The organism is Flectobacillus sp. BAB-3569 (assembly GCF_002270355.1).
In the GTDB taxonomy this organism is placed as follows: domain Bacteria; phylum Bacteroidota; class Bacteroidia; order Cytophagales; family Spirosomataceae; genus Flectobacillus; species Flectobacillus roseus.
This window is the reverse complement of the sequence record NZ_NJFZ01000020.1, coordinates 328,576-349,388: the sequence shown is the minus strand read 5'-3', so window position 1 is coordinate 349,388 and position 20,813 is coordinate 328,576. Positions and strand designations below refer to the sequence as shown.

Annotated in this window: 10 protein-coding genes and 1 pseudogene; 8 read left to right on the top strand and 3 right to left on the bottom strand. The window is 37.7% G+C overall.

All coding sequences use genetic code 11. From position 1 onward, the window contains the following. Positions 1 to 165 precede the first annotated feature (165 nt). Positions 166 to 2,211, top strand: a complete 2,046-nt coding sequence (locus tag BWI92_RS19380; RefSeq protein WP_095165828.1) for a thioredoxin family protein — start codon at positions 166 to 168, stop codon at positions 2,209 to 2,211. A 272-nt stretch (positions 2,212 to 2,483) separates the two neighbouring features. Here BWI92_RS19380 and BWI92_RS19375 read toward each other — a convergent pair whose 3' ends face one another. Next, a complete protein-coding gene (locus BWI92_RS19375) occupies positions 2,484 to 3,518 on the bottom strand; it encodes a LacI family DNA-binding transcriptional regulator (protein WP_095165825.1) in 1,035 nt (344 codons plus the stop codon). Between the two features lie 749 nt (positions 3,519 to 4,267). Here BWI92_RS19375 and BWI92_RS19370 point away from each other — a divergent pair. From BWI92_RS19370 to BWI92_RS19355, 4 genes and pseudogenes are all read left to right on the top strand, one after another. Next, the gene (locus BWI92_RS19370; protein WP_095165823.1) at positions 4,268 to 6,754 is read left to right on the top strand and encodes a glycosyl hydrolase 115 family protein; all 2,487 of its coding nucleotides are present in this window, start codon (positions 4,268 to 4,270) and stop codon (positions 6,752 to 6,754) included. Between the two features lie 223 nt (positions 6,755 to 6,977). After that, positions 6,978 to 8,443 (top strand): annotated as a pseudogene (locus tag BWI92_RS19365) (MFS transporter). 326 nt (positions 8,444 to 8,769) lie between these two features. Next, positions 8,770 to 9,789 (top strand): glycoside hydrolase family 43 protein, encoded by a 1,020-nt coding sequence (locus tag BWI92_RS19360; protein ID WP_095165821.1) that lies wholly within the window; start codon positions 8,770 to 8,772, stop codon positions 9,787 to 9,789. 44 nt (positions 9,790 to 9,833) lie between these two features. After that, positions 9,834 to 11,759, top strand: coding sequence for a sialate O-acetylesterase (locus BWI92_RS19355; RefSeq protein WP_095165818.1), 1,926 nt, complete (start codon positions 9,834 to 9,836; stop codon positions 11,757 to 11,759). Between the two features lie 140 nt (positions 11,760 to 11,899). Here BWI92_RS19355 and BWI92_RS19350 read toward each other — a convergent pair whose 3' ends face one another. Next, positions 11,900 to 12,922: a LacI family DNA-binding transcriptional regulator gene (locus BWI92_RS19350; RefSeq protein WP_095165815.1), complete on the bottom strand. Its 1,023-nt coding sequence runs from the start codon at positions 12,920 to 12,922 to the stop codon at positions 11,900 to 11,902. 264 nt (positions 12,923 to 13,186) lie between these two features. Here BWI92_RS19350 and BWI92_RS19345 point away from each other — a divergent pair, with 264 nt between their 5' ends. After that, positions 13,187 to 14,737, top strand: a complete 1,551-nt coding sequence (locus tag BWI92_RS19345) for a glycoside hydrolase 43 family protein (protein WP_095165813.1) — start codon at positions 13,187 to 13,189, stop codon at positions 14,735 to 14,737. Positions 14,738 to 14,965: 228 nt separating this feature from the next. Here BWI92_RS19345 and BWI92_RS19340 read toward each other — a convergent pair whose 3' ends face one another. Next, a complete protein-coding gene (locus BWI92_RS19340) occupies positions 14,966 to 15,595 on the bottom strand; it encodes an RNA polymerase sigma factor (RefSeq protein WP_095165810.1) in 630 nt (209 codons plus the stop codon). A gap of 287 nt (positions 15,596 to 15,882) precedes the next feature. Between BWI92_RS19340 and BWI92_RS19335 the strand changes: the two genes are divergently transcribed. Continuing rightward, positions 15,883 to 16,980: a FecR family protein gene (locus tag BWI92_RS19335; protein ID WP_095165808.1), complete on the top strand. Its 1,098-nt coding sequence runs from the start codon at positions 15,883 to 15,885 to the stop codon at positions 16,978 to 16,980. 208 nt (positions 16,981 to 17,188) lie between these two features. Next, a complete protein-coding gene (locus tag BWI92_RS19330; protein ID WP_095165806.1) occupies positions 17,189 to 20,791 on the top strand; it encodes a TonB-dependent receptor in 3,603 nt (1,200 codons plus the stop codon). Positions 20,792 to 20,813 lie beyond the last annotated feature (22 nt).

Genomic DNA, 20,813 nt, shown 5'->3' with positions numbered 1-20,813 from the left:
CAGCATTTGATGCAAAGTGTTTCGTCTAGCACTAATCACGTTTAAAAGCAATCTTCATTCACTCAATTCTGGATATCCCATGTTTCAAGAATTATTGTTCAGTATTCTCCTTGAATATCTCAAAGAAATTACTAATTTATTCATCAATAAACCGTTTAAAATTATATGAAAAAAATCTTCACCTTATTCCTGCTCTGTCTAACGATAGTGGCTGAGGCGCAAATCAAAAAGCCTGTAAAGTGGTCATTCAAAGCTACTAATGTGCCTAACAAGGAGGTTCTGTTGACTTTCACTGCTGCCATCGATGAGCACTGGCATATTTATTCGCAACATATCGCTGAGGGCGGTCCTGTGCCCACAAAGTTTAAATTAACACCTTCGCCAGATTTTGAGCTGATAGGTGGAGTTTCGGAAGATAGTAAAGTCATAAAAGCTTTTGACCAAACTTTTGGAATGGACTTATTATGGTTTGAAAAATCGGCGAGGTTTTCCCAAAAGATTAAGGTCAAAAGTACAACGATAACCGTCAAAGGTTCGGTGGAGTTTATGGTATGTGACGATAAACAGTGTCTTCCACCAGACGAGTTGGAGTTTTCGATTCCTGTAAAGGTGGAGGAAGAAAAAAGTTTGAAGAAAGACACTAGTCTTGTGACAGCTCCCCAGAAAGATACAGTCATTCAAAAATCAAGCATTGATACTTTACCTGTTGCCAGTGTAGATACTGCCAGTAAAGCACAAATCAGTTCTACAATATTGCCTCCTAAAGAGCAGCAACAAGCACTGTGGCTGACCTTTGTGGCTGGGTTATTAGGTGGTTTTGCAGCCTTGTTGATGCCTTGTATTTTTCCGATGTTGCCTATGACGGTTAGTTTCTTCACCAAACAAGCTAGCTCAAAGTCAAATGGCATTACCAAATCATTGGTGTATGGTTTGTCGATTATTGTGATATATGTTGCCTTAGGATTATTGATAACGGTATTTTTTGGCGCAGATGCCCTCAACGACCTCTCGACCAATGGAATCTTCAACTTGGTCTTTTTTGTTATGCTGATTGTTTTTGCTGCCTCCTTTTTTGGCGCATTCGAAATTATGTTACCAGCGTCGTGGCTCAATGCCTCAGATAAAGGCGCCGATAAAGGCGGATATTTGGGGATTTTCTTTATGGCAACGACGCTTGCGCTAGTCTCTTTTTCATGTACAGGGCCTATCATCGGAACGCTATTGGTACAAGCTGCCACGATGGGGCAACTATTAGGCCCAGCCATCGGAATGTTTGGATTTGCCTTGGCTTTGGCCTTACCGTTTACCCTGTTTGCCATGTTTCCATCATGGATGAACGCTTTGCCAAAATCAGGTGGATGGTTAAATTCTGTCAAAATTGTCTTGGGCTTTTTGGAAATAGCCTTAGCTTTGAAATTTTTGTCAAATGTGGATTTAGCTTACCATTGGCAGTGGTTCGACCGTGAAATATTTTTGACCCTCTGGATTGCTATTTTTGCTTTATTGACGCTTTATCTTTTGGGGAAAATTCAATTTTCTCACGATTCACCCGTGGCGTATTTATCAGTTACACGTTTGTTTTTGGCGATTATTTCTCTGGCATTTACAGTATATATGGTGCCAGGTTTGTGGGGTGCGCCACTAGACTCAATTGCCGCTTTTTTACCACCGCAACATACCCAAGATTTTGATTTGTACACACAAAAAATTGGCTCAAACAATCCACAGGCGAGTCAACATCCAGTTCGAAAATATGGGGAGATTTTTCATGCACCACTCAACCTTGACACCTTCTTTGACTATGAGGAGGGAATGGCCTACGCAAAAGCCAATCATAAGCCTGTTATGATAGATTTTACGGGTCATGCCTGCGTCAATTGCCGAAAAATGGAGGCAACTGTTTGGTCAAAACCTGCTGTACTAACTCGTCTACAAAATGACTATGTGATTATTCAGCTATACGTGGATGACAAAACCGAATTGGCGAAGTCAGAACAATTTTTTTCTAGTTACAGCCAAAAACAAATTACGACTATTGGCAAAAAATGGAGCGAAATGCAGGCAAAGCAGTTCAATACTAATTCCCAGCCTTATTATGTCTTGCTTGACAACAAAGGACAGACTTTGGTAAAGCCACAAGGAGCCAACTATGACGAAAACAACTTTTTATCTTTTCTTGAAAGTGGTTTAAAAGCTTATCATACTCGATAAGAAGGAAGGTAGTCGGGAATAAGCAAAGGCGATTGGCAAAAGTTTTATTTGTTCATCTGCCCAGTTTTGTAATGCTTTCTCTTGTTATAAAGTAGTAGTTTATGGTTGGTTTTATAACCAGCAAAAGATATAATTTAGTTAAGTTAGATGAAGCAAAAAGCTACTGCTGTAATATAGTGTAGCTTTTTTTTGCATTAAATAAAAATCTCTGGGTGCTATCTAGTGACTATGGCGGTACAAGAAATATCGTTAGTCAAGAATTGATTTGTTAATTACTTCTTTTCTTTCAGAGATGAACCTCTCACAATTAATTCTGAACGAACGACTAAGGTACTGATAGGGTTAACTTTTGTATCTCCAGCCAATTGTTCAATCAAACTTTTGGCTGCAATTTCGCCCATATCTATTCCGGGGTAATCTATCGTGGTAAGTTGTGGTTCAATGATTTTGCCAATAGCATCATTATTAAAGCCAACTATCGCAATGTCTTCAGGAATGTTTATGCCATTTTCTTTTAGCGTTTTCATACAAACCGCTGCTGAAAAATCATTCGTAATAAATGCTCCATCGGGGCGTGGATTCATTTGTAAAATATACTCAGCAGCCTCTACGCCACACTGTTCGCTCAAATCTTTAATTAAAACATTGCTGTCGTTGAAGGTCAAACCTTCTTCTTCTAGTGCATCTCGGTAGCCTTTATAACGTTGTTGGTAGACGTTGCGGGATAAGCTGGCGGTGACTAAGACAATATTAATACAACCTTGTTCTATCAGGTGTTTGGTTGCTTGATAACCACATTTATAATTATCGATAATCACTTTGGCACTGTCCGAACGCTCTTCGACACGGTCAAAAAAGATAACAGGAATATGCTTGTCGTGATATTGTTTGTAATGGTTGAGGTTGGTTGTATTTAATGCCAAGGAGGCAATTAATCCGTCTACTCGTTTGTGAAAAAGATTCGTGGCGTTGGCAACTTCTTTTTCATAGCTCTCATACGAGTGTGCAATAATCAAATCATAGCCTGCTTCAGTTGTAATTTTTTCAATCCCTGCCAGAACTGAGGTAATGAAGTTGCTATTCAATTCGTGTACAATTACTCCAATCGTATTGGTTTTTTGTCTGCGAAGATTACTAGCAATAATATTTCTGCGGTATCCCAATTCGATGGCTGTCTCCAAAATCTTCTTTCTGGTCTCCTTTTTAATAGCAGGATGATCTTGTAATCCACGACTCACCGTCGCCGACGAAATGTTCAATTTTTGGGCAATATCGTATATGGTTGTTTCTTTCTTTGTGTTCTTCATATCGCAAACGTTTGCGTAAAAATACTAAAAAAAATCTTTTGTTTAAGGAAGACTCAGGATAGGTCATTCTACCCGATTTTGAGAAAAGGTATTTAATTTTTAAAACTAATATTTTAACTTAAGTATTTGTTGTTTAGGTGATTATGTGTTTATTGAAATGGTGTACCTAAAGTTGTATGTAAAAATGTATCCGATTGCATTAGTTATTTGATTCTTGAGGAGTTTTACCGAATATATCTATATTATTGTATTAGAATAGTACAAATTAAAATCACTTGCAATTTGGTTTTTGTAGGAATAAATAGTAGTATTCTTTTAATAATTCTCAATTTTCATACTTTTTTACTGAAAAATCAAGCTATTGTTAAAATTTAAAAATTTATGCAATCGGTTGTATTTTTATGGTTTTTATTTAATTTTGCAATCGTTGGTTTTGTACCATATTGAAATTTAGACTTTTATCAATAGCGTTCACAAAATCTATCGAAAATTGTTTTCTAAACTTAGATTTATGACTTTGAAAAGATGCTGGTTGCGAGCTATCTCTTGCTCCATACTATTGAGTTTGCCGCCTTCTATTCTATCATTTGCTCGAACCACTGAGCGATATGATAACAATAAAGATTGGCGTTTTCAAAGATTCGAAACGTCCGATGATTGCATTTGCGATGATCCTCGTCCGGAGGTGACCGACCGCAAGTCGACGGAATCTGTAATCCTAAAAGTCATTGAATTTTAAATCAATTATTATGTCAAATATCGTTAAATGGCTTTTGGGCATAAGTTTGTGTGTTTTTACCAAGCAAAGTTTTGCGCAAAATATGTTTGTGCCAAAATCAGGTTTTCCGCTTACAAAGTCGGTTATCTATGTAGATGACTCAGAGACAGAATTAGTAAAAACCTCGGCTTCTTTGTTACAAAAAGATATAGAGGCTGTTACAGGAAAAAAACTTGAAATCGTTTCTGAATTTAAAACTATCAAGACTAACGCTATCGTTATTGGTACTTTTGAAAATTCTACTTTTCTAAAAACAATTATTGCCAAAAAGTTACTTAAGCCTAATTCTACTGCCCATCAATGGGAGGGAAATTTGGTTCAGACTATACAAGACCCACAAAAAGGAATAGCAAACGCGCTGGTATTGGCAGGAAACGACCGCCGTGGCGTGGCTTATGCCGTTTTTGAATTATCGAAACAAATGGGTATTTCTCCTTGGAATTGGTGGGCAGATGTACCAGTACTGAAGCAAAAAGAACTGTATTTTAATACAAAATTTATCCAAACAGATGCCCCAAAGGTAAAATATAGAGGTATTTTCTTAAACGATGAAGCTCCTGCACTTTCTGGCTGGACAAAAGAAAAATTTGGAGGATTTAATCATCGTTTTTATGAAAAAGTATTCGAACTTTTACTCCGTTTGAAAGCCAACTATATCTGGACTGCTATGTGGGGAAATGCTTTTTATGCTGATGACTCTTTAAATATCAAAACGGCAGATAAATATGGTATTGTAATTGGAACTTCACACCACGAGCCATTGATGCGTGCGCACGATGAATGGCGTAGATTTGGCTCAGGACCATGGAATTATGAAGCGAATGCAGAGAAATTAAGAACATTTTGGAAAGATGGGATGAAACGTGCATGGAACGAGAAAATTGTAAGTATAGGTATGCGTGGTGATGGCGACGAACCGATGTCGAGAGAAACTGCTACGGCTTTGTTGGAAAAAATCGTGGCAGACCAGCGCAGTATCATTGCCGATGCTACTGGTAAACCAGCGGAGGAAACCCCGCAGCTTTGGGCGATTTATAAAGAAGTTCAGGAGTATTATGACAAAGGTATGCGAGTTCCTGATGATGTGACCTTGCTATTTTGTGATGATAACTGGGGAAATTTGCGAAAACTACCAAAACTAACCGATGCACCCAGAAAAGGCGGCTATGGCATCTATTATCACTTTGATTATGTGGGCGGGCCTCGTAATTACAAATGGCTGAATACCAATGCTATTCCACGTATTTGGGAGCAGATGCATTTGGCTTGGGAACATCAAGCCAAAAATATCTGGATTGTGAATGTTGGCGACCTCAAGCCAATGGAATATCCTATTTCTTTCTTTTTAGACTACGCTTGGAATCCTGAAAAAATACAGGAAAATGATTTGTCTAAATATGCCAAAAACTGGGCTACTCAACAGTTTGGTCAGGAAAATGCCCAAGAAATTGCCCAACTTTTGAGGTTATATACCAAGTATAATGCTCGTCGCAAACCAGAATTATTGGACGACAAGACATTCTCTTTGGAGACTGGCGAATGGGCGGAAGTCAATCAAGAATACCAACACTTATTGTCTCGTGCGGAGGTGGTGAAAAGTAAACTCCCTCAGTCGTATCAAGATGCTTATTTTCAATTGGTTTTGCACCCGATTAAAGCTTGTGCAAACCTTTATGAAATGTATTTTCAGGTGGCATTAAATAAAAAAGCTTTTTCAGAAAAATCCATTAAAGCAAATCAATATGCCGATAAGGTAAAAGAATTGTTTGCCAAAGATTCATTGATTACCAACGAATATCATCAATTGAATCAGGGTAAATGGAATCATTTGATGAGTCAAACCCATATTGGCTATACGTATTGGCAACAGCCTGAAAAACAAAAAATCCCAGAAGTTAAATACCTCAATCCCTCTGAGGCTTTGCCAGAAAAACCTTTAGAGAATAATGTGAAGGCAAATAAAGGAATTGCAATAGAGGCAGATCATTATACAAAATTGATTCATACAAAAGAGATTACTTGGAAAGTTTTGCCTGATCATGGGCGTACAGGTTCGGCCATTACAACCTTTCCAGTGACAGCCAAATCGCAAAATGTGAGTGCAACTTCTCCACATGTAGAATATGAGATAGAAACTACAGAAGCCGTAGAGGTAACTGTAAAGGCTTATTTCTCACCAACATTAAATTTCCATGCAACGCCAGAAGGGCTGCAATATGCGATTTCTATAGACGATGAAACACCACAAATTGTGAGTCTTAACAAAGAAGATAAAACCAGCGATAGAGGAATTTGGAATCAGTGGGCTGCCGAAAATATCAATATCAAAACCACCAAGCACACGATTGCAAAAGCAGGCAAACATACCATCAAATATTGGATGATTAGCTCAGGCGTAGTTTTGCAAAAAATCACCCTAGACTTTGGAAACACACCAAAGACTTATTTAGGAAATTGATTGTCAATACTTTCCCAGTTCAAGACTTAGTCTTGAGCTAGGTTTTAAAACAATTTAAAAACTGAAGCAAACTCCAGTCCGAGACAAAGTCTCGAATAGATATAACATAATTTTAATCTATTGAAAATTAGATGATTAAAATGAACCAACTCAACAAGAAATAAATTTCACTCTGTGCCTCTGTGCTTCAATTTAATTTCCTGAAAAACAAACATATTTAACTATGAACCAACAACCATCTGAAAAACTATCTGTTCTAGAAAAAATTGGATACAGTCTTGGAGACTTAGCCGCCAATTTGATTTTTCAAACCTTAATGGCATTTTTGGCCTTTTTTTATACAGATATTTATAAAATACCTGCTTCCAAAGCAAGTTTGGTGATGCTAACGGGAGGTATCGTTGGCGCAATCTTCAATTTGGCGATGGGCGCTATTGCTGACCGTACTGTTACTCGTTGGGGAAAATTTCGCCCATGGGTGTTATGGACTGCTATTCCTTTTGGTGTAATGGCATTGTTAGCATTCTCTACCCCCGATTTAGGCGATTCAGGGAAGTTTTTGTATGCGTTAATTACCTATATTTTTTGGTGGTTATTTACTCCGCTAACAATTTGCCCTATTCTGCTTTGAGTGGTGTAATGACTGGAGATATGAAGGAGCGAAATAGCCTTTCTTCGTATCGTTTTGTGGCGGTAATGTTAGCACAATTTATCATTCAAGTAATTTTGCTTCCCGCTGCTATTGCGGTTGGGCATGGTGACAAAGCGGTAGGCTTTGAAAAAGTAATGTTGATTTTCGCTATTACAGGAGTGCTTTGTTTTTTAGTAACATTTTTTACGACGAGAGAGAGAATCGTACCTGCTGTAACTCAAAAAACACCAATTGCCGAAGACTTAAAAGATTTACTCAACAACCGTCCTTGGATTATCATGTTGGTACTTACCGTATTGGTATTCATAACTTTAGCATTGAAAGGCGGAATGAATATCTATTTCTTCAGATATTATTTAACGGAAAATAGTCAGGTTGCATTTTTAGAAAATGTAGGCTTTCCCTCGTGGATTAAACAATTGAGTGAAATTTTTGGCGCAGAAGCCTTCTCTGAATTTAGTCAATCAAATAGCGCACCTTATGCTACTTCGAGCATTATCAATGCCTCAAGTACGATTGCGATGATTGTGGGTATTTTCTTCTCAAAACCATTAGCTGATAAATTTGGTAAACGTAATATTTTTGCCTCATTTTTATGCCTTTCGGCACTCTGTCTATTGTCAATTTACGTAATCTCAAACGAATCAGTAACTGCGGTTTTTGTGATTCAAACTTTACATGGCTTATTGTATGGCGTAACCATTCCTTTGTTGTGGGCAATGATTGCCGATGTAGCCGATTATAGTGAATGGAAAAACAATCGTCGTGCTACAGCCATTATTTTCTCGGCCATGATTTTTGGGTTGAAGGTCGGCTTAAGTGTAGGTGGAGCTATCTCGACTTGGATGCTGAGCATTTTTGGCTATGATGCTGATGCTTTACAACAAACAGAAAGTGCGATTAATGGAATAAAATTGCTTGTGAGTGTGATTCCAGGGGGATTATTTATTGCGGGAGCAACCTTGCTATTGGGATATATGATTGATAAAAAAATGGAATTAACCATCGAAGCAGATTTAAAAGAGAGAAGAAAATAGATAAAAGTGCCTAACTACTGGGCAAAACTGAATTTACTATTACTAGTTCAAGACTTAGTCTTGGACTTACTGTTTGAACAGTTTAAAACTGTTTTTTAAAATTGACTGACGAGATGATAACATGTGAAAGCTTCTTTTTTGTTTTGTCCAGTAATCAGTAAGTAAGCTTTAATTACTTGACAAAACTAGAAAATGTGATTCGGTTGTTTAGACTTTTTGACTGAATTTTATAAAAAACAGTTTCAAACTGCTAAGAAAATGAGTCCAAGACTAAGTCTTGAACTAGTAAATCAAAGCAAACACTATTCTATTAAAAAACTATTACCATGCCAGAAAAACCAATAGACCATATCGATTTTGATACGATAGATTCAAAAGCAATCTCACAACCTTTAGTAAAACATATTTACACTGCTGACCCATCAGCACATGTGTTCAACGGTAAAATTTATATTTATCCTTCACATGACATCGAGGCAGGTATTCCTTTTGACGATTTAGGAAGTCATTTTGCCATGGAAGATTACCATGTCATTTCGCTAGAAAATCCCGACGCGGAAGCCGTAGACAATGGTGTGGCTTTGCACTTAAATGATGTTCCTTGGGCTAAAAAACAAATGTGGGCACCTGATGCAGCGGAGAAAGACGGAAAGTATTATTTGTATTTTCCTGCCAAAAATCAGGATGAAATTTTCCAGATTGGTGTTGCCGTAAGCGACTCGCCTGTTGGCCCGTTTGTGGCACAACCTGAGCCTATCAAAAATAGTTACTCGATAGACCCTGCTGTTTTTGTAGATGAAGATGGTTCGGCATATATGTATTTTGGGGGCATTTGGGGTGGACAATTACAGTCTTATCGCAACAATACATTTAACGCAGAAAACCTTGAACCTACGGCAAATGAAATTGCCTTAGGACCAAGAGTGGCCAAATTGACCGACGATATGCTGGAGTTTGCAGAAGAAGTTCAAGAGATTTTTATCTTGGACGAAAACGGTGAAAAGCTGTTAGCAGGTGACAACGATCGCAGATTTTTTGAAGCCAGTTGGGTACACAAATATCAAGGAAAATACTATTTCTCTTACTCGACAGGAGACACACATTTCTTGTGTTATGGCATTGGCGATAACCCCTATGGACCGTTTACCTACGCAGGACGAATCATGAACCCTGTAATTGGTTGGACAACACACCATTCTATTTGCGAATACGAGGGTAAATGGTATTTATTCTATCATGATTCTACCTTGTCAAAAGGCGTAACGCACTTGCGAAGTATCAAAATGACGGAGATTCATTATGATGAAAATGGATTGATTCAATTGATAGAACCGTATCATATTTAACTTACCAGAGACGTCTATTCGGCGTCTCTATCGCTTTATTTACTATGAAAAAGTATTTTTTACTGATCACATTTTGTGTTTTTGCTTTTACTCTTCATGCACAATTGCGTTTGCCCAAATTGGTGAGTGATGGCATGATTCTGCAAAGACAAACTGCTCTGAAAATTTGGGGTTGGGACAATGAAGGTTCAAAAATTCAGGTAAAGTTTCAAAATAAAACCTATAAAACCATTGCTTCGAAATCTGGTCGTTGGCAATTGACTTTACCAGCTTTTGAGGCGGGAGGTCCGTATCAAATGGAGGTGAGCGATACAAAAAACAAAATTACAATCAACGATATTTTGATTGGAGATGTATGGTTTTGTAGCGGTCAAAGTAACATGGTACATCAGCTCAATATCCATGATGTGACTTATGCCAAAGAAATTGCGGAGGCTAATTTTCCTCAGATTAGACAATTTTGGGTACCTACTCTAACCAATCTCGTTTCAGCACAAGAAGATATTCCTGTTGGACAATGGAAAAAAGCCTTGGGTGAGGAGGTAAGACCTTTTTCGGCAGTAGCCTATTTTTTTGCGAAACAGCTTCATCAAAAATACCAGATTCCAATTGGTATTATCAACGCTAGCGTCGGCGGAACTCCAATAGAAGCTTGGATTAGCGAAGAAGGTTTGCCCGAAATACCCAATATGAAAGAACTGGTAAACAATAATAAGGATACTGCCCGCATCAATGAAGTCAATCGTAAAAGTCAGGAATACAGTCGCTCGTTGCCGCAACCAAGTGACGAAGGAATGACTGGTAAATGGTATGAAACGAATTATATACCTAAGAACTGGAAAAATATCAATGTGCCAGGGTATTGGGAAGACCAAGGTATTCGCAACTTGGATGGTATTGTTTGGTATAGAAAAGAAATTGAGATTCCTACCTCGATGATTGGTAAAAATGCCAAGGTCTTTTTAGGAAGAATTGTCGATGCTGATGAGTTATATATCAATGGAAAAAAAGTGGGTTCAACAGGTTATATGTATCCACAACGAAGATATGCCGTTGCTCCTGAGATATTAAAAGCAGGCAAAAACATCTTTGTCGTTCGAGTGACCAACAACGGCGGGAAAGGTGGTTTTGTACCAGATAAACCATACTGTATTTTTTCAGAAAAAGATACCGTTGATTTGAAAGGAACATGGCAATATAAAGTTGGAGCAGTATTTCAAAGACAATTTAATCCCAATGCTGTCTTTCCCATAAGTGCTCAAAATCAGCCAACTGCACTCTATAATGCTATGGTGGCACACGCTATTCCATACGCTATCAAAGGAATTTGTTGGTATCAGGGCGAGAGCAACGCTGGGAAACCTGCAGAATATGCACAATTATTACCCGCTTTGATTAAGGATTGGCGACAAAAATGGAATAATACAACATTGCCATTCTTGTACATACAATTGCCTGGATATATGGATTATGATTATCTTCCTTCTGAAAGCAGTTGGGCTGTTTTGCGAGAATCACAAGCCAAAGCCTTATCAGTACCGAATACTGCTATGACAGTTGCCATCGACCTCGGCGAATGGAATGATATTCACCCAGATAACAAGAAAGATGTGGGTGAACGACTTGCTTTAACCGCCTTAAAATTGGCATATCATGAAAATGTCATTCATTCAGGTCCAAGTTTGCTTTCTTCCGAAATCAAGGATAATCAAATAATCTTGACTTTCGAGAATATAGGAAATGGACTCAAAACCAAAGACGGAGAACCTATTGGGGATTTAGCGATTGCAGGAGCAGATAAGAAATTTGTATGGGCAAAATCAAAAATTGAAGGAAATAAAGTAATTGTTTGGGCTGATGGTATTTCGAATCCGAAATTTGTCAGATATGCGTGGGCAGATAACCCCGTAAATCCCAATTTAATCAACGCAGAAGGACTGCCAGCCTCGCCGTTTAGGACGGATAATTAGTGTGTATCAAATGGATTGAATAGGTTCTAATTTGTAACTTAATTGTAGAGAAGCAATGCTTGCGTCAGTTGGTAAAGTGAACAGATATAAAAGTATAAATGGTTATTCATTAGAGACGCAATGTTTGCGTCTCTGGTGCTTTACCTCCTTATCGAACTCTGCCTAGTCATTAATTCTGTTTCTAAGATAACTTGGTCTATTTTCGGAATACCATTGTTTTTACGAATATCGTCAAAATATACTCGTGCTGCTCTGATGCCTAATTCTTTGCTTTTTTGGTCAACAGAAGATAAAGAGGGATTCATAATAGCAGTAAAGGTTTCATTGGCAAAACCAAAAATACCCAAATCTTGTGGTACTCGAATACCTAATGATTCTGCCTTCTGAAGTACGGCAACCGATTGATGATCAGATACCGTGAAAATGGCATCTGGTCTATTTTCATCCTTTAAAAGTTGGTCTATAACTTCAGTAACAACATTCAAATCAAAGACATCGTCAAACAATAAGGGTGTATTACTTGAAAAGGCAGAATCTTCCCAAGCTTGTAGAAATCCATCTCTACGTTGCTTAAAGGTTGTTAAATGAGTGGGGCCACCCAAAAAAGCGATTCGTTCATAACCTTGTCCAAAAAGACTTTGCATGACATCGTAAGCAGCCTTTTTGTTGTCGTTCAGTACTTTACAACTATTTAATTGGTCGAGATAACGGTCGATTTGAATTAGAGGGATATTATGCTGAGCTATGTTTTCCAAATGCTCAGTCGTTGTGGTTTCGGCAGCGACTGAAAGAATAATACAGTCTACATTTTGTCTCACAAGGGTATCAACCGCCAGACATTCTCTTTGGTATGACTCATGAGTTTGACATATAATGAGGCTGTGATTATGTTCAAAACATATTTCTTCGATTCCTGCAATGATTTCCGAAAAGAAACTCTGATTGATATGAGGCACAATAACCCCAAGCGTTTTGGAAGAACCTTGACGCAAATTGGCCGCATGCGAATTAAGCTTAAAATTCAATTCTTTGGCTTTTTTCTTTACCGCAGCTACTACATCGGGATTAATGGAAGGATGTTCGTTTAGTGCTCTCGACACATAAGATGCCGAAATACCCATGGCTCTTGCCAAATCATATATGGTTATTCTTCTTTGACTCATTCTTTTTTGAAAATAACAGGGTTTAGGACTGTTACATTACTTTATAATGAAGTAAAGTTACGTTTTATTAATATCTACCTAACTCTTTTTTAGAATCAAACAATAAGATAATTAAATATATGAATAATAATATTTCAAAATGTTTGGTTTATCCTAAATCGATGGCTAAATTTGTCCTATTATTATGCATAAAGCAGGTCATAATTGACTTGCCTTTTATTTTACCTCTAAAAGTGTCAATTTGACACATTGTAAAGACGAATTATGTTGAAAAAAATAATTACCTCTTTATTCCTATTTGTAAGTTTTGGGAATGGAGTACAAGCCCAAAAAGCTCAAAATCCCGTCATCTTCGCAGATGTGCCCGACATGTCTATGATTCGAGTAGGCGATACCTACTATATGAGTAGTACCACCATGCACATGGTACCAAACGTACCAATAATGAAATCAAAGGATTTGGTGAATTGGCAATTGGTGAGTTATCCTATCGATACCTTGGGGTCAATTGATGAACTAAATCTTCGGAATGGCAAAAGTACCTATGGAAGAGGTTCATGGGCGAGTAGTTTGCGATTTCATAAGGGTACCTATTATCTTACAACCTTTGCTCAAACGACCAATAAAACCTACGTTTTTACTACAAAGAACATAGAAAAAGGTCCTTGGAAAGTCCACACTTTCGCTCCTTCTTATCATGATCATACCTTATTTTTTGATGATGATAAAGTTTATTTAATTTACGGAGGAGGAAAACTAAATATCATCGAACTTAAAAGTGATGCTTCTGGAGTAAAGGAAGGCGCTGTACCCCATGTTTTGATAGAAAATGCTAGTGTACCTGCAGGTCCAATTGGTTTACCATCTGAGGGATCGCAATTGTTTAAAGTAAATGGGAAATACTATTTATTTAATATTGCTTGGCCAAAAGGTAGTATGAGAACCGTAGTAGTGCACAGGGCAGATAAGTTAACTGGCCCATGGGAAGGTAAAGTGGCGTTTCAAGACAAAGGCGTTGCGCAAGGAGGCTTGATTGACACACCCGATGGAAAATGGTTTTCTTATTTGTTTAGGGATTATGGTGCAGTTGGTCGAATCCCTTATTTGGTGCCTGTAACATGGGAGAATGGCTGGCCAGTATTAGGTGAAAATGGCAAAGTTCCTGCTACCCTCGATTTGCCTGTAAGTACTGGATTGATTCCACACTTGGTGAATTCAGATGAATTTACTCGTAAGAAAGGAGAGGCATCTTTTCCTTTAGTCTGGCAATGGAACCACAATCCTGACCATAAACTATGGAGTTTGACTGAGCGAAAAGGTTTTCTTCGTCTCAAAACTGCTCGCATAGATACTTCGTATTTGTTGGCAAGAAATACATTAACTCAAAGAACCTTTGGCCCAACTTGTTCGGGTAGCGTTTTACTCGACGTTTCAAAGATGAAAGAAGGTGATTTTGCAGGATTAAGTCTTTTACAAAAACTATTTGGACAAGTAGGAGTGCAGGTAAAAAATGGGAAGAAAGTTATAATCATGGTGAGTGCTAATACTGGAAAACCCGTGCTGATAGAAGAGGTTCCATTAGAGCAAAATCAAGTTTACCTAAAAGCGAGTTGCGATTTTACTGAATTGAAAGATACCGCAGTATTCTTTTACAGTCTCGATGGAAAAAACTGGACTAAGATAGGCGAGCCTCTTAAAATGAAGTACACTTTACCACATTTTATGGGCTATCGATTTGGCTTATTCAATTATGCTACGAAAGAGATAGGAGGTTACGCTGATTTTGACTATTTCAGAATCAGTAAAGACCTTTAAAAATAGAAGTGAAATAAGAGTTTTGAGGCCTACAATTGTGGAATAGAGATTCTGAATTGGGAAATCTGATTTTAGTATAAAATATTGATAGTTATTTATTTATACTCAAAATTCACAACTCATAATTCAACACTCTTAAATAAGACAGTGTATTAATTATTTTGGATAGATAATGATAATCAAGCTATGCTCCAAGAATTTCTTGGAGCATACTTATTTTTGAAAGGATTATAAGTTCATTTTCAAGTGAATAAAGTAGGTAGCAACCCAAATTTCCCAATGATTTGGGAATAAAGTTCTCAAGGTATTCATCGATTTTTGAAGGTGATTTGAAACGGATTGTTTATTAATATTCATCAAATCAGCTATTTCATCGTGGCTTAGACCTTGATAAAATTTCAAAAAAAGTACTTCTCTTTGGCGCTTAGGCAGTAATTCTAAGGCTTTTCTTACACGTTGCTCATTTTGCGAATATATTTCCGTCGAAATCCACTGGTCTTCAATATTAGTTTCGTCAGCAATATTAGCCTCCTCTGAGTCAACATCGGTGCTGAATTCCTGCCATTTATTTTTACGCATTTGGTAGAGTAGATTGTTGCGTAAAGCTCTTATCAAATAAATGCTTATCACATTGATGGCGCCAATGGTATTTCTTTTTTCCCATAATTGTAGGAATAAATCTTGAATACCATCTTTAATGGCTTCTTTATCACTTGTGAAGTTCACGGCATAGTTGAACAATAGACGATAATGTGCTTCGCATAATTTGCTGAATGCCGCACGGTCACCTAGCTGAGATTGTTCCCATAAAGAGACATACAACTCATTATTTTTTGATAGAGAGGCTGACTTTACCATAAGTTTGCTTAATTGATTAAGCAAATGTAACAAAAAAATAAATAATGATATATTTTTATGAAAAAACTTTTTCCATTTTTTAAAATAGAGGTAAATGACGGTTTTATTTTTACTAATGATCTTTGAAGGTTAATCGTTTAAAAACAAGTTTAGGTCTTTCGGACATACTGGATTGATTTACTTGAAAGCAATTTATTTTTATTTAAAAAAAAGTTTTCAAAAAAAGAGTATGACAAGAGTCTTATTACATCTTTTGTTTGAAGAATAGAAAAAGTGCAATAAATCCTATGCAAGATTATAGACAATATAAGCCAACAGATTTTATTTCGGATGATTCTTTCCGAGCATGGGTTTTAGAAAACTCTGAGGAAGAAACCGCCTTTTGGGAACAATGGATGCTACTGAATCCTGATAAGAGAGCCGATATTTTGGAAAGCAAAGGCATTTTATTGTCGATTTACAAAGCTTTTGATCATGTAAGTGATGCAGAAGTATCGCTTGAGCTAGAAAAGTTAAATGCTCAATTGGATGAATCAGAAGCTCAGCACAAGGTAGTTCGCTGGCCTTGGAACAAAATTTTCTATGCTGCTGCTTCGGTGCTTTTGATCCTTGGCGTTTTTTGGTTGAATAAAGGTCGTGAATCCTCTCTGCAAATCGAAAAAAGTATTGCTTTGGCACAAGGTTCGTCCTTAAAATGGATTACCAAAGAGAATACGACCGATCATCAGATGACCGTAAACTTGGAGGATGGAAGTACAATTGTTTTACAAAAAAATAGTAAAATCCTGTACCCCGAAAAGTTTGAAAAAGAACAAAGAAAGGTAATACTTATCGGGGAGGCATTTTTTGAGGTAGCAAAAAATCCATCGAGACCATTTTTTGTATTTGCTGATAAGTTAGTGACTAAAGTGTTGGGTACTAGTTTTTTAATACAAGCAAATGGAAATGATAAAACTGTAAAAGTGGTTGTAAAAACAGGTAAGGTATCAGTTTTTGAAAATACAGAAAGTAATTTGGATGAACATACCAACCACAAGAAATTAGAAGGATTGGTACTCACGCCGAATCAACAAGTGGTATTCGACGAAACCGATAAGAGAATGATTAGAAGTTTGGTTGATTCACCAAACTTGTTAAAAGTTCCTATACAAAATCAGGTGTTTGAATTTACTAATGTACCAATATCGGAGGTATTCAAAGTTCTTGAAAAAGCGTATGGTGTGAATATCGTGTACGATGCTGATGTGATGAAAAATTGTTATTTGACGGCCTCGCTGGATGATGAACCTCTTTTTGAAAAACTCAACCTCATTTGTAAGACCCTTGATGCAAAGTATGAACAAGTGGATGCGCAAATTGTGATATATTCTAACGGTTGTTATTAAACGTTAGGAAGCAGACAATTTTATTTTGAGATAAAGTAAACCTTATTATTATTATGTAAAAACTCGGCTAGTAGCCACAAAAAAGAAGCGAAGGTGTTCCCGCACCCTCGCTTCAGAACTCCCTATCTTCTTTGGCAATGACGATACACACTAAAAAAGTGTGCTGGGGGAGCGTTTGCCGATTCGAAACGACAAATCAAACAAAAGTATGAAAAACAAAGTACTATTTCAAAAAACAATCCTAAAAGTCATGCGGATAAGTTTCTATCAGGTGCTTATTGCGATTATCTGTACAACGATGGCTGAGGCACGTGAAGGTGTGGCTCAAAACGTCCTTAATCAGAAACTCAGTGTTCAAAGCAATAATCAGTCAGTTGAGAGTATTTTACATAAATTGGAAAAGTTGTCGGATGTACGTTTTTTGTATAACCCTCAAATTTTCTCGGCTAATTCTACTGCTACAATTTCGGTTAAAAACGAGTCATTAGATATTGTTTTAGATCGTTTGCTTAAACCTTTAAGGGTTGATTATGAGATGGTTGGTAATAAAATAATCTTGAAAAAGAATATGATGTTGGCTACCATTTCTAATTTGGAAACTCGTATCAATACCCTAACCATTTTGGGTGATCAAACCATAAAAGGTAAAATAACTGACGAAAATGGTCAGGCAATTCCGGGAGCCAGTATCATTATCAAAGGTACTACTAAAGGAACTACCACCGACGAAAAAGGAGAATATAGCCTTGTAGTGGCCGAAACAGCCACCTTGATAATATCATCAGTGGGTTTTAACAAAAAGGAGGTAAGTGTTTCAAAACGTGTACTTGTTAACGTTACCCTAGAATCTGACGTTAAATCGCTGAATGAAGTTGTTGTGGTAGGTTATGGTACCGCCAAAAAGGCTACATTGACGGGTTCTATTGCGACAGTATCAGCAGCAACTTTCAAAGACCGCGGTCCCGTATCAAGCCCTTTAGCTGCTTTACAAGGACAAGTACCAGGTGTTACTGTAACAAGAAATTCTGCTCAAGCTGGCCGTGAAGGTTGGAATTTTCAGATTCGTGGTGCTGCCTCTGTCAACTCTACCGAACCATTGGTAATTGTAGACGGAGTGCCAGTTCCATCGGTAGGGGCACTAAATTCTTTTAACCCTAATGATATCGAAAACATATCTTTCCTAAAAGATGGTTCTGCGGCGATTTACGGTTCACGTGCCGCTGGCGGTGTGGTATTGATTACCACCAAGCGAGGAAAATCAGGGAAGGTTGTAATTGATTATAATGGTTCGACTTCTATTAAAAAAGTAGGTTTGCTTCCAAAATTAGTGGATATCAAAGGTTGGGCGCCATTTGTAAAAGAAGCACGTGCGACTGATGGGTTCCCTGCGACAGATATTTGGTATAACTATGGTGCTGTGGCTGAAAAAGCGTTGGCTGCTGGTAAGCAGTGGATGACAAAAGCAGAGTATGATGCTATGAGTGTCAATGGGGCCTCCTTGTTTGGAGATGTAAAGGATTTTACTTTTTTCCCGGGTACAGAACAAGATATGCTTTGGGGCTCGGCAACTTCTACCGAACATCAACTGAGTATATCAGGTTCTACTGAAAAATCGGGTTACAGAATTTCCCTAGGCTATTTGAAAGATGGAAGTTTGTTGCAAGTAGGAAATAATTTCTCAGACAGATACAATGCACGTCTTACGCATGATTACCAATTTTCTAAGAAGTTGAAATTAGAAACGAATATTTCTTATGAAATTCAAAATATTGTTCAACCAACCTATTTAGGCGATGTTTTGAATAATGGTAATCAGCCGGGCAAACCATTGAGTGGTTTGGGTTTGACAGGCAAGCCTTACGTTTGGGGGTCGGGTTTGGGTAATGCTTCTGTCAATCAAATTGCGATTCAAGGGGGCGATAACAAGGAATATAACAACCGTTTGAACTCCAATGTGAACTTGACCTACGCTTTTAATTCAAATCTGAAAGCTGTTGGATATGCAGGATTTTATCAACTAGATACTGATATTCGTACGTTAGGTAATTCGATTGGATGGTATGATTATTCGGGAAATGTTTTGATTTCGAATTTACCTACAAGAAGTTTCTACCAACGTTCATCGCGTTTGGAGAATAACTATAATTTGAACGGATACTTGGAGTATGAGAAAGAGGTTGCTCAAAATCAGACGATTAAGGCTGTGTTGGGAGCACAATACGAATTGTATCAGCGTAATATTTATTTAGCAAAAACATTTGATGTATTAGCAAATGTACCTCCTTCACTATCTCTGAGTGTTGGTGACCCTACTTCCAAAACGGTAACTGAAAGTCAAACTCACACCGCATTAGCAGGTTATTTTGCTCGTTTTAATTACAACTTCAATGATAAATATTTTGTAGAAGCCAATGCTCGCTACGATGGTTCATCAAAATTTAGAGCACAAGATCGTTGGAAATTGTTTTATGGTGTTTCAGGAGGTTGGCGCCTTGGTCAGGAAGACTTTATCAAAGATTTGAATATTTTTGATGAATTAAAATTAAGAGCTTCGTATGGGGTGATGGGGAATCAGAGTGGCATTAGCAATTATGACTATATCCAATTCTTAAACCTAGCGTATTCTACTAGTTCAACCGATGCCAGTTATCCAATTTTGGGTACTAGTCCAGTAGTTCGCGTGTCGCCAACAGGTACTTTGGTAGCGTACGACCGCACATGGGAAAAACTAGAAACCGAAAATATTGGTCTAGATTTTGGACTTTTGAAAAGACGTTTGTCTGGGTCATTTGATTATTTCTGGAAACGTAATGGTAATATGTTGTTGAGTCGTACCTATTCGGCGCAGATGGGGGCTAATGCACCAACGGGAAACAATGGTGATTTAAGCGTTTGGGGATGGGATTTCTCAATGAATTGGAGAGATAAAGTAGGAGAACTTTCTTATAATTTAGGTTTTAATATTTCAGATAGCCAAAATAAATTAGTCAATTTTGGTGGACAAAATCTCATCAGTAGTGCCAACCGTGGATTTAACGCAGCAGTAGAAGGATATCCAATCAACTCATATTTTGGATTGGTATACGATGGTCGAATCCAAACTCAGGAACAATTAGATAATTATCGCAAGTATATCACTGGAAACAACATCGGTATGCCTTCTGGAGTGGCTACGGCCCAAGCCAATAGCCGTTTGGCAATTGGAGACAACATGTTTAAAGACGTAAATGGCGACGGAAAAATTACTTTCCCAGAAGATGCTGTTTATCTTGGCACTGATAATCCTCGTTATTCTTATTCTGTAAATGGTGGTTTGCAATTCAAGGGATTTGACTTTAGCTTTATTTTACAAGGAGTTGGCAAACGCACTATTGTGCGCGATGGTAACTGGCGCATCCCTGCGGCGGTAATTTTCCAAGCTCAAAACGCAGCCTTCTTAGATCAGTGGTGGACACCAGAAAGAACTAACGCCAATTTACCACGTATTTCCTCAACGGGTACCATCAACAACTACAATTACTTCCCATCTGACTGGGTAGCAGAGGACGGTTCATATTTACGTCTGAAAAACCTTGTGGTAGGTTACACTATTCCGAAGGCTATCACACAAAAAGCTAAAATCGAACGATTGAGAGTATATTTTTCAGGAAATGATTTATATGAATTCTCTAAGATTAAAGATGGTTGGGATCCAGAAGCACCAAGAACGGTATCTAACGCAGGCGATTCTAACAACCTGAATGTTAGTACAACGAGTCAGCGCTTTCCATTCTATCGTTATTTCACATTTGGGGTAAACTTAACTTTCTAGCAAGAGAATTTAGGAAAATATA

Bases quoted from the DNA above. Each gene is read 5' to 3' on its own strand.
- BWI92_RS19380 (WP_095165828.1), top strand. From the start codon at position 166: ATGAAAAAAATCTTCACCTTATTCCTGCTCTGTCTAACGATAGTGGCT.
- BWI92_RS19375 (WP_095165825.1), bottom strand. From the start codon at position 3,518: ATGAAGAACACAAAGAAAGAAACAACCATATACGATATTGCCCAAAAA.
- BWI92_RS19370 (WP_095165823.1), top strand. From the start codon at position 4,268: ATGTCAAATATCGTTAAATGGCTTTTGGGCATAAGTTTGTGTGTTTTT.
- BWI92_RS19360 (WP_095165821.1), top strand. From the start codon at position 8,770: ATGCCAGAAAAACCAATAGACCATATCGATTTTGATACGATAGATTCA.
- BWI92_RS19355 (WP_095165818.1), top strand. From the start codon at position 9,834: ATGAAAAAGTATTTTTTACTGATCACATTTTGTGTTTTTGCTTTTACT.
- BWI92_RS19350 (WP_095165815.1), bottom strand. From the start codon at position 12,922: ATGAGTCAAAGAAGAATAACCATATATGATTTGGCAAGAGCCATGGGT.
- BWI92_RS19345 (WP_095165813.1), top strand. From the start codon at position 13,187: ATGTTGAAAAAAATAATTACCTCTTTATTCCTATTTGTAAGTTTTGGG.
- BWI92_RS19340 (WP_095165810.1), bottom strand. From the start codon at position 15,595: ATGGTAAAGTCAGCCTCTCTATCAAAAAATAATGAGTTGTATGTCTCT.
- BWI92_RS19335 (WP_095165808.1), top strand. From the start codon at position 15,883: ATGCAAGATTATAGACAATATAAGCCAACAGATTTTATTTCGGATGAT.
- BWI92_RS19330 (WP_095165806.1), top strand. From the start codon at position 17,189: ATGAAAAACAAAGTACTATTTCAAAAAACAATCCTAAAAGTCATGCGG.